Annotated in this window: 14 protein-coding genes; 6 read left to right on the top strand and 8 right to left on the bottom strand. The window is 68.8% G+C overall.

Features of this window, described 5'->3' with window-relative positions:
- Positions 1-42: 42 nt before the first annotated feature.
- The 4 genes from AC1DK4_RS07245 to AC1DK4_RS07260 all read left to right on the top strand — a co-directional run bounded on the left by AC1DK4_RS07245 (position 43) and on the right by AC1DK4_RS07260 (position 2,996).
- Positions 43-1,188, top strand: coding sequence for a glycosyltransferase family 4 protein (locus AC1DK4_RS07245; protein WP_441612345.1), 1,146 nt, complete (start codon positions 43-45; stop codon positions 1,186-1,188).
- Positions 1,088-1,588, top strand: coding sequence for a diacylglycerol kinase (locus AC1DK4_RS07250; RefSeq protein ID WP_477131444.1), 501 nt, complete (start codon positions 1,088-1,090; stop codon positions 1,586-1,588). The genes AC1DK4_RS07245 and AC1DK4_RS07250 overlap by 101 nt, the downstream gene beginning before the upstream one ends.
- Positions 1,589-1,716: 128 nt before the next feature.
- Positions 1,717-2,415, top strand: a complete 699-nt coding sequence (locus AC1DK4_RS07255) for a TetR/AcrR family transcriptional regulator (protein WP_477131445.1) — start codon at positions 1,717-1,719, stop codon at positions 2,413-2,415.
- Positions 2,412-2,996 carry an LOG family protein gene (locus AC1DK4_RS07260; protein ID WP_441612348.1) on the top strand — a complete coding sequence of 195 codons (585 nt, stop codon included), beginning with the start codon at positions 2,412-2,414 and terminating at the stop codon, positions 2,994-2,996. The genes AC1DK4_RS07255 and AC1DK4_RS07260 overlap by 4 nt, the downstream gene beginning before the upstream one ends.
- A gap of 19 nt (positions 2,997-3,015) precedes the next feature.
- On the opposite strand, the gene AC1DK4_RS07265 is transcribed toward AC1DK4_RS07260, so the two are convergent.
- Together AC1DK4_RS07265 and AC1DK4_RS07270 are read right to left on the bottom strand one after the other, a co-directional pair.
- Positions 3,016-4,008, bottom strand: coding sequence for a Bug family tripartite tricarboxylate transporter substrate binding protein (locus AC1DK4_RS07265; RefSeq protein WP_441612349.1), 993 nt, complete (start codon positions 4,006-4,008; stop codon positions 3,016-3,018).
- Between the two features lie 216 nt (positions 4,009-4,224).
- Positions 4,225-5,133, bottom strand: coding sequence for a LysR family transcriptional regulator (locus AC1DK4_RS07270; RefSeq protein ID WP_441612350.1), 909 nt, complete (start codon positions 5,131-5,133; stop codon positions 4,225-4,227).
- A 264-nt stretch (positions 5,134-5,397) separates the two neighbouring features.
- On the opposite strand from AC1DK4_RS07270, the gene AC1DK4_RS07275 reads away from it, so the two are divergent.
- Positions 5,398-6,528, top strand: coding sequence for an amidohydrolase (locus AC1DK4_RS07275; protein WP_441612722.1), 1,131 nt, complete (start codon positions 5,398-5,400; stop codon positions 6,526-6,528).
- Positions 6,529-6,553: 25 nt separating this feature from the next.
- Here the strand turns inward: AC1DK4_RS07275 and AC1DK4_RS07280 are convergent, their stop codons facing one another.
- The 6 genes from AC1DK4_RS07280 to AC1DK4_RS07305 form a co-directional block, all read right to left on the bottom strand.
- The gene (locus AC1DK4_RS07280) at positions 6,554-7,156 is read right to left on the bottom strand and encodes a DUF924 family protein (protein WP_441612351.1); all 603 of its coding nucleotides are present in this window, start codon (positions 7,154-7,156) and stop codon (positions 6,554-6,556) included.
- A 34-nt stretch (positions 7,157-7,190) separates the two neighbouring features.
- On the bottom strand, positions 7,191-7,631 hold the full coding sequence (locus AC1DK4_RS07285; RefSeq protein WP_441612352.1) for a group II truncated hemoglobin: 441 nt from the start codon (positions 7,629-7,631) through the stop codon (positions 7,191-7,193).
- A 64-nt stretch (positions 7,632-7,695) separates the two neighbouring features.
- Positions 7,696-10,305, bottom strand: coding sequence for an ABC transporter permease (locus AC1DK4_RS07290; RefSeq protein WP_477131446.1), 2,610 nt, complete (start codon positions 10,303-10,305; stop codon positions 7,696-7,698).
- Positions 10,306-10,416: 111 nt separating this feature from the next.
- Positions 10,417-11,034 (bottom strand): DUF4126 domain-containing protein, encoded by a 618-nt coding sequence (locus tag AC1DK4_RS07295; RefSeq protein ID WP_477131447.1) that lies wholly within the window; start codon positions 11,032-11,034, stop codon positions 10,417-10,419.
- 99 nt (positions 11,035-11,133) lie between these two features.
- Positions 11,134-12,231, bottom strand: a complete 1,098-nt coding sequence (locus AC1DK4_RS07300) for a substrate-binding domain-containing protein (RefSeq protein ID WP_441612355.1) — start codon at positions 12,229-12,231, stop codon at positions 11,134-11,136.
- A 264-nt stretch (positions 12,232-12,495) separates the two neighbouring features.
- Positions 12,496-13,452 (bottom strand): LysR substrate-binding domain-containing protein, encoded by a 957-nt coding sequence (locus AC1DK4_RS07305; protein ID WP_441612356.1) that lies wholly within the window; start codon positions 13,450-13,452, stop codon positions 12,496-12,498.
- A gap of 207 nt (positions 13,453-13,659) precedes the next feature.
- On the opposite strand from AC1DK4_RS07305, the gene xdhA reads away from it, so the two are divergent.
- Positions 13,660-15,168 carry a xanthine dehydrogenase small subunit gene (gene xdhA, locus AC1DK4_RS07310; RefSeq protein ID WP_441612357.1) on the top strand — a complete coding sequence of 503 codons (1,509 nt, stop codon included), beginning with the start codon at positions 13,660-13,662 and terminating at the stop codon, positions 15,166-15,168.
- Positions 15,169-15,182: the final 14 nt, after the last annotated feature.

The raw sequence follows: 15,182 nt of genomic DNA on the forward strand, positions 1-15,182 counted from the left end.
CCGAGGCCGGTCACCCACGCGGCCCGCCGCAAGGAGAGAGCCATGAAGATCCTGATCGTCACCGATGCCTGGGAGCCGCAAGTCAATGGCGTGGTGCGCACGCTCAAGTCGACCCGCCGCGAACTGGTGGCGATGGGCCACACGGTGGAGCTGATCACGCCGCAAGAATTCCGCACCATCCCGTGCCCGACCTATCCCGAGATCGCCCTGTCGCTGTTCGCCGGCGCCAAGGTGCGCGCGCGCATCCGCGCCTTCGCGCCGGACGCGCTGCACATCGCCACCGAAGGCCCGCTCGGCCTGGCCGCGCGCCGCTACGCGATGCGCGAGCAATTGCCGTTCACCACGGCCTACCACACGCGCTTCCCTGAGTATGTGCAGGCGCGCTTCGGCATTCCGCTGAGCTGGACCTATGCCTTCCTGCGCTGGTTCCACGGCCCGGCGCGCGCGGTGATGGCGCCCACGCCTGTGGTGCTGCAGGACCTGCACCGCTACGGCCTCACGCACGGCGTGCTGTGGACCCGCGGCGTGGACCTGGACGTGTTCACCACGCAGCACGCCAACGTGCTCAACACGGCCCACCCGATCTTCCTCTACGTGGGCCGCGTGGCGGTGGAGAAAAACGTCGAGGCCTTCCTCGCGCTGGACCTGCCGGGTTCCAAGTGGGTGGTCGGCGACGGCCCGGCGCTGGCCTCGCTGCGCGCGCGCTATCCGGGCGCCAGCTATCTGGGCGTGCTGAGCCAGCCGGAACTGGCCAAGGTGTATGCTTCGGCCGACGTCTTCGTGTTTCCCAGCCGCACCGACACCTTCGGCCTGGTCCTGCTCGAAGCGCTCGCCAGCGGCCTGCCCGTGGCGGCGTATCCGGTCACCGGCCCGATCGACGTGCTCGGCGAGAGCACTGCCGGCGTGATGCACGAAGACCTGCGTGAAGCGTGCCTGGAGGCACTGCGCATCGACCGTCTCACCGCCCGCGCCCACGCCGAGCGGTTCTCGTGGCGCGCCGCCTCCGAGCAGTTCCTGACACACCTGCAGCCGCTGCCGTGCGCACATGCAAGCGCCAGCGGCAGCGCTGCCCGTCACTCATCCGAACATGCCGACTCCGCATCCCCCGCCGCCCGCACCCAGCCGCCCGCCGGCGGCCCCGACCTCGGCACCGGCCAAGGCTTCGCCGAACAGCGACTACACGATTGAGCAGAACCCGCACAAGGGCAACCGCGGCCTGGCGCGGGCCTGGCATGCGGGCATCAACTCCCTGTCGGGCCTGCGCTACGCGGTGCTGGAAGAGAGCGCGTTCCGCCAGGAGCTGACCCTGGTGGCGATCCTCACGCCCTGCGCGCTGCTGCTGCCGGTCGGCATCGTCGAGCGCATCCTGCTGCTGGGCACCTTGCTGCTGGTGCTGATCGTCGAGCTGCTCAACTCCAGCGTCGAGGCCGCGGTGGACCRTATCTCGCTCGAGCGCCACGGCCTGTCCAAGCGCGCCAAGGACTTCGGCAGTGCCGCCGTGATGCTGGCGCTGGTGCTGTGCGGCGGCACCTGGCTCGCCATCGCCGGGCCGATCGTGGCCGGATGGCTGCGACAGCTGGCCGCCTGAGCGCAAGTCCGCGGCCGGCGGCGGCGGGCGTGCATCGCCCGCCCCGCGGGTATGCGTGCGGCGGTGCGTCAGGCGCGATTGCTTATAATCGCCATCAACTCACCGAATCGCCGCTCGCCCGGTCGCCCATGGAACCCAAACCGCAATCCGGTCCCCGCCGTACCCGGGACCGCATCCTCGACGTCTCGCTGCGCCTGTTCAATGAACTCGGCGAGCCCAACGTCACGACCACCACCATCGCGGAAGCCATGGAGATCAGCCCCGGCAATCTCTACTACCATTTCCGCAACAAGGACGACATCATCAACTCCATCTTCGTGCTGTTCGAGCAGGAGATGGAGCGTCGCCTGAAGCTGCCCGAAGATCACAAGGCCACGCTGGACGAGAGCTGGGGCTACCTGCAGTACATGTCGGAGTTCCTGTGGAACTACCGTTTCCTGTATCGCGACATCAACGACCTGCTGGCGCGCAACCGCATGCTTGAAACCAACTTCAAGCGCATCGTCGAGCAGAAGAAGCGCTTCGCGATGGAGATCTGCCGCCAGTTCCAGGAAGACGGCGAGATGGAAGCCACGCCCGAGCAGGTCGATGCCATCTGCACCAACATGGTCGTGGTGTCCACCTACTGGCTGTCCTTCCAGTTCGTGCAGCACCCGCGCCAGTACAACGATCCCGCGCAGATCCGCGGGTACCTGCACGGCGCGAGCTATCACATCTTCTCGATCCTGGCGCCCTACCTGCGCGGCAAGGCGCGCCAGGCGTTCGACAAGCAAGCCCGCGAATACGCCGCCGYCAGCGCGGCACAGAACCAAAAGGAAGACAAGTGAAGTCCGTCTGCATCTACTGTGGCTCCAGCCCCGGCAACCGTCCTGAATACGCCGACGCGGCGCGCGCCATGGGCAAGGCCCTGGCCGAACGCGGCCTGGCGCTGGTCTATGGCGGCGGCAAGGTCGGACTGATGGGCACCGTGGCCGATGCCGTGCTGGCGCACGGCGGCACCGCCATCGGCATCATCCCCGACGCGCTGATGCAAAAGGAAGTCGGGCATCGCGGCCTGACCGAGCTGCACGTGGTGCGCAATATGCACGAGCGCAAGCAGATGATGGCCGACCGCGCCGACGCATTCATCGCCATGCCCGGCGGCGTGGGCACCTTCGAAGAACTGTTCGAGACCTTCACCTGGCTGCAGCTGGGCTACCACGCCAAGCCGGTCGGACTGCTCAACGTGAACGGCTTCTACGACAGCATGCTGGGTTTCCTGCAGCACGCCGTGGACGAAGGCTTTCTCAAGCAGGTGCACAACGACCTGCTGCTGACGGACGCCACGCCTGCCGGCATCCTGGACAAGCTCGCCAATGCCCCGCGCGTGACCGTGGACAAGTGGCAGGAAAAGCGCGGGCAGACCTGAGCCCCGCCCGCGCGGCGCCTTACATCGGCTTGAGGCCCAGCGCATCCACCATGCCGCGATAGCGGCTGACCTGCGCGGCCTGCCACGCGTCGGCTTCCTGCTCGCTCACCGCATGCAGCACCGTGCGCCCCTCGGACTCCAGCCGGGCGCGCAGCTCCGGCTGGGCCAGCGCCTTGCCGATGGCCACGCGCAGCTTGCGCACCACGTCGTCCGGCGTGCCCTTGCGCACGTAGTAGCCACCGCCGATCACGTACTCGAAATCCGGCAACAGCTTGCTTTCGCGCAAGGTCGGGATGTGCTTGAGCTGCGCGGGCAGTGTGCGCGAGAAACTGCTCACCACCTTCAGCCTGCCTTGCCTGGCCATGCTGTCCATGCTGACCTGGTAGGCCAGGACGGCAAAGTCGATCTGGCCGCCGGCCAGGTCCTGGATGGCAGGCGCGGCGCCCTTGTACGGCACGTGCAGGAACTTGGCGCCGGTGCGCTGGCCCAGGTACTCTGTCAGCACGTGGTAGAGCGAGCCCATGCCCACGGTGCCGTAGGTCAGCGGCTTGGCGCCGGGGCGCCGGGCCAGTTCGATGAACTCATCGAGCGTGTGGACCGGCAGGTCACCACGCACCAGCAGCACGATGGTGGCTTCGGTGATCGGCTGTACCAGCCGGAAATCCTCCGGCTTGTATCTGGCCGAGGCATTCAGCAGGGGCGTCAGGATGACTTCGCTGGGCGAGCCGTGGAGCATGGCATAGCCATCCGGCGGGCCGTTCAGCACGCGCTTGGCGCCAAGCACGCCGGTGCCGCCCGCCACGTTCTCCACCAGCACCTGCTGGCCCAGCGCGCGACCGATGGGCTCGCTGAAAATGCGCGCCGACACATCGCTGGCGCCGCCGGCGGGATAGGGCACCACCAGCGATACCGGTTTCAGCGTGGGAAAGGCCGGCCCGTCGGCCAGCGCCGGCATGGCCACGCAGGCCAGGCCAAGCGCCACCAGTCGCGGCAGGGCCGACAGCCATCGCATTGCGCCGTGCAGTCGCCCCGACCGGTGTTTGTGTATCGCGCCGTTCATCTTTTCTCCGTGGTGATCGCCATGTCCAGGTATGTGGCGCCAGTCTAGCAACGGGATTTCAGCGGCAGCAATGACACGGAGAGGGCCAAATCGTTGCATCGAGTGCAACGATCGAGGGACGTGCCGGCAGGTGGCGGCAGGTGGCGCAAGCGGGCGATCCAGCGGGCGTCAGATTTCCGGAAAGGACTTCACCATATGGCGCAGCATATTGCTGGCCGCCGGCGAAAGGTGCCGCCCMGCCCGCGTGATGATGTGGTTGCGGCTGTTGTTGAGGATCGGATTGGCCAGCGGCAGCGACACCAGTTGCTTGAGCTGCGCGCCTTTGTGCGGCACCGAGCGCGGGACCATGACGAAGCCCAGCCCGAGCGCGGCGAACTCCCACAGCACCTTGAACGAATTGGTGACCAGCATCGGCTTGAGGCTGACATGCTCGTCGAGTTCCGCCGCCTGGATATGCTTGCGCACGCCAAAGGACTCCACCAGCGTGGCGCCGGCATGCGGCGCCAGGTCGGCCAGCTTGAGGGCCCTGCGCATGCGTGCCAGCGGATGATCGCGGCGCACGTGCACGCGGATCGGCGCCAGGCGCGAGCAGTGCGAGCGCAAGCGCACATCGGTAGGCGGCTCGAAGGCCAGGCCGATATGGGCGAGGTCTTCCACGATGTGCCGAATGGTTTCATCGGTGCCGGCCACCTGTATGCCGTAGGTCACCTGCGGATGCTTGCGCATGAAGCCTTGCAGCACCGGTTCCAGCAGCAGATCGACGAAGCCCTCGCCGAACACCAGGTCCACGTGGCCGCCGCGCGCGTTCTTCAGGTTGTTGACCTCCGCCAGGAAGGTGTCCTGCAGGTCCTGCTGGCGCCGCGCGAACAGGGCCAGCATGCGCCCGGCATCGGTCGCGGCCACCCCCCTTCCGCGCCGCTCCAGCAAGGCCAGGCCTGTGTCCTGCTCCAGCCTGGCCACGGCACGGCTCACCACCGACGGGTCCAGCCCCAGCACTTCGGCCGCGCCGCGCACGCTGCCGGTCTCGATGATCTGCAGCAGGCACAGCGCGCGCCTGCGGTCCAGTACGTCTTCCATGGCTTGTTCCCGGCACTGCGCTGACCTCAGCGCGCCGTCTCCGTTCCCGGTTCTTCTGCGAGGACGATGCACCGTTGCACCGTGAACAACGATTTTCCACTTTACTTGTCATGGTTACAACCGTCGGGAGTGCCGAAAATCGCCGTTTCACCTCACCCTGCCAGGAGCAGCCGCGCGATGAGCACGCCCCCGACGACACCTATTGAATCGCACCAGCCCCTCCAGCCGCGCACCGGTGCGCTGCCGCTGCCACTGCTGGAGCGCATGCGCGCATGGCGGCACGAGATCCACGCCCATCCCGAAACCGCCTTCACCGAGCACCGCACCGCGCGGCTGGTGGCGCGGGCGCTGGCCGGGATGGGCCTGGAAGTCCATGAGGGGCTGGGCGGCACCGGTGTGGTCGGCACACTGCGGCGCGGCGCCGGCCCGGCGATCGGACTGCGCGCGGACCTGGACGCCCTCGACATGCACGAACTCGGCGACGCGCCGCACCGCTCGGCCATCGACGGCAAGATGCATGGATGCGGACACGACGGGCATACGGCCATGTTGCTGGGCGCGGCGCAATTCCTGTCGCAGGACACCAGCATCAGCGGCACGGTGCATTTCATCTTCCAGCCCGCCGAGGAGAACGAGGGCGGCGGCCGCGTCATGGTGGAGCAAGGCCTGTTCGAGCGCTTTCCCTGCGCGGGCGTCTACGCGCTGCACAACTCGCCCAACCTGCCGCTGGGCACGTTCTCCACGCGCGTCGGCACCATGACATCCAACTCCGATACGTTCGAGATCGTCATCGCCGGCAAGGGCTCGCATGCCGCGCAGCCCGAGGCCGGCATCGATCCGGTCGTGGTCTCCTCGCAGCTGGTGGCGGCGCTGCAGGCCATCGTCAGCCGCAATGTCAGCGCCGTCGACTCGCTGATCATCAGCGTGACGCAGATCCACGGCGGCGATACCTGGAACGTGATCCCCGAGCGCGTGGTCCTGCGCGGCACCTGCCGCTCGTTCAGGCCCGCCACGCGCGCCCGGGCGGAAGCGCGCATGCGCGCCGTGTGCGAGGGGCTGGCGGCTGCCTCGGGCGCGCAGATCGAGCTGAACTATTTCGCGGGCTATCCCGCCTGCGTGAACACGGCGCGGGAAACCTGCCTGGCCGCCGCCGCGGCGCGCCGGGTGGTGGGCGACGAGCGCGTCGACACGGACTGCCTGCCGCGCACGGGGTCGGAGGACTTCGCCTACATGCTGGAGCAATGCCCGGGCGCGTACGTATTCCTCGGTGCGGCGCGCAGCGGGAACAACCCGCCGCTGCACAATCCGTACTACGACTTCAACGATGCGATCCTGCCGCTGGGCGCGACCTACTGGATCGAGCTGGTGCGGCTGGTGCTGAAGCCGGCAGCTTGATGGCGCCGCGCTCCGCCGCCAGCGCTCAGAACGAGGAACCCGGCTCCCGCAGGAAGGCCGCTTCCTCCGGCGTGTTCTCCCGCCCCAGCACCGCGTTGCGGTGCGGGAAGCGGCCGAAGCGCCCGATCACAGCCTGGTGCTTGAGCGCCCACGCCACCGTGTCGACCTTGCCCTCGCTGTCGTCGCGCAAGGCGCGCATCAGCCTCACCGATTCGGCCTGGTCCGCGCGCGATTCCGCATGCTCGAAGGGCATGTAGCAGAACAGGCGGTGATGCGGCGTGGGCAGCAGGCGGTCGGCGCCGCTCGCCACCACCTGCCGCGCCGCCTGCAGCGCCTGCGCGTCGGTGGCAAAGCTGCGCGGATCGTGGCGAAAGACATTGCGCGGCACCTGGTCCAGCACCACGATGCGCGCACAGGCACCCAGCGGCGTCAGGGCCCAGTCGTCGTGCGCGCCGGCGCGCACCGCTTCCCACAGCGGCAGCAAGGCGGCGCGCACGCTGGCGTCGAAGCTTGCGGACTTGGTGAACCAGGCCTTGCGGGTGGTGTTCCATTGCGCCGAGCCCGGCGCGCCGAACCAGAAATCGAGTACGCGTTGCGCTTCGGCCGGCAAGGCCTGGAGCAGGGTCATGGTGGTGGATATCGGTAGGTCCGGCAGGAACGCATCAGCGCGGCACGTTGCGCATCCAGTCCGCGGTGTCGAAAAAGGCTTTCATCAATCGCAACTGCAGGTCTTCGGACAGGCCCACGTCCTGCATCGCCAGCGCCATGCAGCGCATCCACTGGTCACGCTCGCTGGTGCCGATCTCGAACGGCAGGTGGCGCGCGCGCAGGCGCGGGTGGCCGAAGCGCTCGATGAAATGGTTGGGCCCGCCAAGCCAGCCGCACAGGAACCAGAACAGCTTGTCGCGCGAGCCGTCGAGCGAGCCGGGATGCAGGGCGCGCAGCCCCTTGAACTGCGCCTCCAGGTCCATCAGGTCATAGAAGCGGTCCACCAGTTCGCGCACGCGCGCCTCGCCGCCGACCAGTTCGTACGCGGTGGTGTCGGCGGCGTCGGTATTGGTGGCTTCGGTATTGGTGGCTTCGGGCTTCGAATCGGTACTCATAAAAACACTCGTCAGTTTCTTCAGGTGCGCGGGGTGCGCCGCAGAACATGCGCACACGCGGCGTTCAGGTCTCGCGCAGCGTGGCCAGCGCGGGCTGTCTCAGCACCTCGCGCAAACCCAGCCAGCCTCCCGCGAAAGCGCACAGCATGCCAGAAAGCACGCCGGCCGGCACGATCCAGCCGTTGAAGCGGTAGGGGAAATCGAACACGAACTGCGACAAGCCCCAGCCCACCGCGATCGCGCCCAGGCTGGCCAGCAGCCCCGCCAGGCCGCCTACCACGAGGAACTCGGCATATTGCGTCTGCCGCACCACGGCGGCGGACGCGCCCAGCGCCTTGAGCAGGCCGGCGTCGCGCTTGCGTTCGTCGCGCGCGCCGGAAAGCGCCGCGTAGAGCACCGTCACGCCGGCCGCCAGCGTGAACACGAACAGGAACTCGACTGCGGCGATCACCTGGTCGAGCACTTCCTGGACCTGGCGCAGGATCAGGTCGGTGTTGACCACCGTGATATTGGGGAAGGATGCCACCAGCCGGTTGCCGAGCGCCGACTGGCTGGCCGGCAGGTGGAAGGCGGTGATGTAGGTCTGCGGCAGGCCTTGCATGGCGGCGGGCGGCAGGATCACGAAGAAATTCACGCGCATCGAGCCCCAGTCGAGCTTGCGCAGCGAAGTGACCGGCGCCTCCACCGCCTGCCCCGCCACATCGAAGCGCAGGGTGTCGCCCAGCCGGATGCCGAGGGTCTTGGCGATGCCTTCCTCCACCGAGGCGCCGGCCTCGCGGCCGCCGGCCAGCCAGTTGCCGGCCACCACGCGGTTGCCGGCCGGCAGGCTGTCCGTGTATGACAGGTTGAACTCGCGCTCGACCAGGTTGCGGGCGCGCCCGTCAGGGTAGCGCTCGGCGCGCACCGGATGGCCGCCGATATGCGTCAGCCGCCCGCGTACCATCGGGTACAGCAAATCGGCGATGCCTGYATGCGACAGCATGCCGGCCAGCGGCGCCCGCTGGTCCGGCTGGATATTGATGATGAAGCGGTTGGGCGCGTCCGCCGGCGTTGCGTTGCGCCACGAGGCGATCAGGTCGTTGCGGGTCATGCCCAGCAGCAGCAGCGCCATCAGGCCCACCGCCAATGCCACCGTCTGCAGCACCGTCACGGCGCGGCGCCGTTCCAGCACCGCCAGCGCGAAGCGCCAGCCCACGCTGCCGCGCGCCAGGGTGCGCCCGCGCATCAGACGCGCCAGCAGGCTCAGCAGCCCCAGCGCCAGCAGCGCGAACACCACGCCGGCGCCGACGAAGCCGCCGGCCGTGGTCAGGCCGAGCTTGAGGTCGCGCGCGGCCACCAGCAGCAGCGCCACGAAGGCGCCGAGGCCGAGCCCGTAGGCAATCCAGGTGGACACCGGCGGCGCGCCGAGGTCGCGCCGCAGCACGCGCAGCGGCGATACGCGCGTGAGCGCGAGCAGCGGCGGCAGGGCAAATCCCGCCAGCAGCACCATGCCGGCCAGCAGGCCGACCAGCGCAGGCACGAAGGAAGGCTGCGGCAGCGTCACGGTAAGCAGCTTGCCCAGCGAAAGCAGCAGGCCATAGTGCGCCAGGTAGCCCAGCACCACGCCGCTCACCGCCCCGCCCACGCCCAGCAGCAGGAACTCCAGCGCGAAGGCCAGCAGGATGTCACGGCGCGACAGGCCCATGCACTTGTACACCGCGCAGGCATCGGTATGGCGCTGCATGTAGCGGCGCGCCGACATGGCGATCGCCACCGCGGCGATCATCGCCGACAGCACCGCCACCAGCGACAAGAAACGCTCGGCGCGATCCAGCGTGGCGCGCATCTGCGGCTGGCCCGATTCGAGCGACTCCACGCGCGTGTTGCGCAGGCCGCGCTTGCCGATCTCGGCCTCGGCCCACTGCTGGTAGGCCTGCGCGGCAGCGTCGGGACCGGCCACCAGCAAGCGGTAGGTCACGCGGCTACCCCACCCCACCAGCCCGGTCGCGTCCAGGTCCGACAGCGGCAGCATCACGCGCGGCGCGAAGTTCATGAAGCCCGCGCCACGGTCCAGTTCCTGCGTGATGATGCGTTCGATGCGAAAGCCGCGGCTGCCGAGCTGGATGGTGTCGCCAAGCGACACGCCGAGCGAATCGAGCAAGGCTTCGTCCACCCACACCGTGCCCGGCGCGGGAATGCCCGTGGCCGCGGCCTCCTCGCCACCGCGCGCGGCGGCCACCTTGACCTGGCCGCGCAGCGGATAACCGGGACCGACGGCCTTGAGCGCGGCCAGTTGCGACGGAGCCTCTGCCGGCGCGGCGGCACCGGCGGCCGGCGCCCCTGCCTTGCGCGCGGTCGCCATGCTGGGAAAGGTGACAGTGCGCGCGACGGCCAGCCCGGCTTGCGCGGCGCGGCCGGCGAAAGTCGCATCGAAGGGCTGGTCGCTCACGATCAGCACGTCAGATGCAATCATCTGGCGCGCGTCGCGCTCCAGTCCAAGCCGCATGCGGTCGGCCAGGAAGCCCACGCTGCTCAGTGCCGCCACCGCAAGCACCAGGGCGAACAGCAGCAGGTACAACTCGCCCGCGCGCCAGTCGCGGCGCGCCATGCGCAGTGCCTGGCGCCAGGCGGAGAAGCGCGGCGAGGGCAAGATAGCGCCGGAAATCGCGGCAGCCGAATCCATTTCTGAAGGCATCAGTCAGTTGTCCGTGCACATACGTTGAGGCGGCCTGCGCGGCAGGCCGCCGGGTATTCATCCCTGCGTCGATGCGGTGAGCCTGGCGGGGCACCGGGCCGCATGGGCGCGCTAGCGCCTGGGCTCGCGCCGCGCCGCCACCGCGGGCGCCGCGCGCTTGGCAAGCGCCTCGCGCAGGCGGCGCAGGCCACGCCACAGCTTGGGCAGCAGCCATATCGCCACCAGCAACAGCAGCGCCAGCACCACCAGGAAGACCACCGGCAAGAAGAACGCCAGCAACAGCCCGCCGCCGGCGGCGACATCTTCGCTCAGCGAGGCCGCCCAGTTCGAAAACGGCTCCGGCGATACATTGATGAGCGCGCGCGTGCCGGCCTTGGCCGCATGCGCCGTGCCAGCCAGCGTGCCGCCGACCAGGCCCGCGGCCACCATCCACTGCGGATCGAGCTGGCCGAAGGCGGCAGCGGCCAGGATCGCGCCGGCGGGAATGCGGATGAAGGTCTGGATGCTATCCCAGAACGAGTCGAAGCCCGGCACCTTGTCGGCTACGAACTCGGCCAGCGCCAGCACCGCGGCGRGCGCGATGACCCACCATGACTCCAGCGCCTGCAGCCCCGCGGGGAGGTGCAGCCAGCCCGCGCGTCCCAGCGCGCCGGCCGTGAACACGGCCAGGTAAAGGCGGAATCCGCTGGTCCAGGACAAGCCCGCTGCCAGCGCGGCCGTTTCTAGCATGACACTCCTTGCACGGCGGGAGCGGCCGGCAGGCGCGCCAGCCGCTGCAAGCAGTGTAATACGGCACCGGGCAAACAGCCCGGAGGAAGCATCAGGGCCTTAGCCGCCTTCCTTGCCGTCGGGCCGGTACCAGGGCAAGGCCTCCTGCGGGGTCAGGATCCGCTGGGGCTCGGCCATGATGTAGCCGGGCAGCGCCTCGATGCGCCTGGCAAAGGCCGGTTCGGCCATGCGCGCGAGCAGTCCGTGCGCCCAGGGCGCGAGCTGGTCGTTCTTGCGCAGCGCCAGGAAATACGCTTCGCGCGTCAGCGGCACGAAGGCCAGCCCGAGCGCCTCGGCATTCATGCGCAGCCCGAAACCCACGTCGGCACGCCCCTCATGCACGGCTTGCGCCACTTTCTCGTTGCTGAACTCGGGGGTTTCGTAGCCGACGATCTGGTCCGGGAACAGGCCGTGCGTGGCCAGCAGCTGGTCGAACAGCATGCGCGTGCCGGAGCTGCGCTGGCGGTTGACGAAGCGCGCCCCGCTGCGGGCCAGGTCGCGCAGATCGCGGATGTCGCGCGCCAGTTGCGGCGCGACGATCAGGCCCTGCTCGCGCCAGGCCAGCCGGATCAGGCGCACCGCGGCCGGGCGCAGCCATTTGCGCAGCGTGACGTGGGCCACCGAGCCGGCGGTCTGGATCGGCGAGACATAGAAGCCGGCCAGTTCGGACTGCCGCTCCTGCAGGCAGATCAGTCCTTCCACGCTGCCGCAGAACACCGTGTCGAGCTGCAGTCCGCCGACTTCTTCATGCAACGCCGAGGCCAGCACTTCCATGCCCGGATCATGGCTGCCGGAAAAGCGGATGCGTGTCTGCGGCTGGGCCGCATCGTCGAGATCGGCCAGGAAATCCGCCATGGCCTTCTGCACCACCGGGTCGATGGCGGCCCGCAGGCGCCCTTCGGCGCGCAGCAGCCGTTCGCCGAACAAGGTCAGCGAGGCGCCGCGGCCGCGCTCCATGTCGAGCATGGCGCGCCCGAGCATATCCTCCCAGGAGCGCATCACGCCCCAGGCGTGGCGATAGGACAGCCCGATCTCGCGGGCCGCGCGGTGCAGGGAACCGGTTTCGCGCACCGCCTTGAGAAGCTGGAACACCTTGGCATTGGCACGGGGATTGTCGTCCGCACCCACGACAGGGAACAGGTCAAAGCGAAATGTCATATGAAACGCTTCTCACAATTACGAGTTGGATGCGGCTCAAGGACAATCCGAATCCTGGAAAATCATCGCTTCCGCCACATTCTCACCGATCTCGCGACCTTGTGGCAATTGTGTTTCTACGAACATAAAGACAAGAAGCCGCCGTGCCGGCGTTCACTCTTCCAGCCATCCCGATCACTTGCCGGGCCGCGCGCCGATCACCGTCGGCATCGCTGCCATGGTGGCGCTGGCGGGCACCTCCGCCGCCCTGGCCGGCGAGCGGCTTCAGACCTGCGCTTCGTCCAGCCGCGGGAGCTGCGGCAGCTGCGGCAATTCCCCGGCCACCTCGGCGATCATCCGCCGCAGCCACACCACGTCTGGCGCCGCATGGCAGCGCTCGTGCCAGAGCTGGTAGAAGCGCATGCGCGGAAACGGCACCGGCGACGGCACCATGCGCAGCGGCAGGTATTGCGCGTAGTGCGCGGCAAACTGCCGGCCGGTGGTGAACACCATGTCGGTCTTCATCAGCACGTAGGGGACCAGCCCGAAGTACGGCAGCGTGACCTGGATATTGCGCTTGTAGCCTTGCTCGGCCAGCGCCTGGTCGATCATGCTGCGCTGCATCGACGCATACGGCGCCGGCGCCAGGTGCGGCATTTCCAGATAGTGCTTGAGCGTGAGGCCCTTGCGCGCCAGCGGGTGCTGGGCGCCCAGCATGCACACTACCTCGTCGTCGAACAGCGGCGAGATATGCAGGTGTTCCGGCGGCGACAGCCAGTTTCCCACCACGATATCGAGTTGCCCCTGCTCCAGGCTGTCGAGGAAATCGCTGGACGAGGTCATCGGATGCACGAACAGCTTGGCGCCGGGCGCCAGCCGGCGCACGCGCTCGACGATATTGGGCAGGAAGAAGGCGTCCAGGTAGTCCGGCGCGCCCAGGTGGAAGGTGCGCGTGGTGGTGGCCGGGTCGAAATGCTGCGGGGGCCGGGCAATGCGGTCCATCGCCGCCAGGCTCTGCTCTGCCAGCAGCAGCAGCTCCCGCCCGCGTTCGGTCGGCACCATGCCGCTCTTGCCGCGCACCAGGATTGCGTCGCCGGTGATCTCGCGCAGGCGCTTGAGCGTATTGCTGATCGCCGGCTGGGACTGGCCCAGCTTGACCGCCGTGCGGGTCACGCTCTGCTCGGTCAGCAGCGTGTGCAGCACTCGCAGCAAATAGGTGTCGAGATGGTCGCGTCCGTGCATGGCGAGGGGGCGCCAGGCGCGCTTTGCGGCCAGTGGCGTGGGGGATGGGAACGGCGCATAGTGTAAGTCAGGCACCCCGCCATCGGTCAAATGCGGCCGGCGCCGGCGCAACGCTCTCCCCCCTTGATGGGGCATATCACCTGGGCTGAATATTGCATGAACGCCCTGAGTGCTATGTTTGTCCCCATCACAAAGAGAGAAGACACCATGGAGACGCAAACCATCCGCTTTTACCACCGCGGCCAGGTCCAGGAGGTCAGCGGCGCGCCCGTGACCCGCACCGTGCTGCAGTACCTGCGCGAGGACGCGCGTTGCACCGGCACCAAGGAAGGCTGCGCCGAAGGCGACTGCGGCGCCTGTACCGTGGTCCTGGGCGAGCTGCGCGAGGATGGCGAGGTCGAATTCAAGGCCGTCAACTCCTGCATCCAGTTCCTGCCCACGCTGGACGGCCGCGCGCTGATCACGGTGGAAGACCTGCGCCAGGCCGACGGCGCGCTGCACCCGGTGCAGCAGGCGCTGGTGGAATGCCATGGCTCCCAGTGCGGCTTCTGCACCCCAGGCTTCGTGATGTCGCTGTGGGCACTCTACCAGCAGAATGCCGACGACGCCGGCACCGGCCGCGCGCCGGAGCGCGAGACGATCTGCGACGCCCTGACCGGCAACCTGTGCCGCTGCACCGGCTACCGCCCCATCATCGAGGCCGGCCAGCGCATGATGGCGCTGCCCGCGCCCCAGGCCAGCAAGCTCGATCCGCGCAAGATCACCGAGACGCTGCGTTCGCTGCGCCGCGATGACACCTTCCACTACAGCGCCGGCGGCCAGCATTTCTACGCGCCGCGCACGGCTTCGGCCTTCGCCGCCATCAAGGCGGCCGAGCCCGGCACCCGCATCCTGGCCGGCAGCACCGATGTCGGGCTGTGGGTTACCAAGCAGTTCCGCGAGCTGGGCAACCTGCTGTATGTGGGCCAGGTGGCCGACCTGCAGGACATCCGCGAAGCCGGCGGCGCCGTGGAGATCGGCGCGGGCGTGTCGCTGGAACGCGCCTACGCCGCGCTCGACACGGCCCACCCCGAGCTGCGCGAGATGTGGAAGCGCTTCGCCTCGCTGCCGATCCGCAACGCCGGCACGCTCGGCGGCAATATCGCCAATGGCTCGCCGATCGGCGACTCCATGCCCGCGCTGATCGCGCTCGGCACCGAAGTGGTGCTGCAGCGCGGCGAGGTGCGCCGCACGCTGGCGCTGGAAGACCTCTACCTCGCTTACCAGAAGACCGCCATGGCCGAGGGCGAATTCGTCGCGGGCCTGCGCGTGCCGCTGGCGGCCCCGCAGCATTTCCGCACGTACAAGCTATCCAAGCGCTTCGACGAGGACATTTCCGCGGTGTGCGCCGCCTTCGCGGTCACGCTGGCGGACGGCGTCGTCACGGATGCGCGCGTGGCCTTCGGCGGCATGGCCGCCACGCCCAAGCGCGGTGCCCGCACCGAGGCCGCGCTGCTCGGCCAGCCGTGGACCGAACCCACCGTGCGCGCCGCCATGGCCGAACTGGCGCAGGACTACACCCCGCTGAGCGATATGCGCGCCACCGCTGCCTACCGCAGCCGCGGCGCCGCCAACCTGCTGTACCGCTTCTGGCTGGAAACACGCGCCGACGCGTTGCCGGCGTCCGCCGTCAATGTCCGCGCGCCCGGCGCCGGCCAGGCCCTGGCCATCGCTTAAGGAGAGATCGGCAC

Source organism: Cupriavidus sp. 05N38, assembly GCF_056397345.1.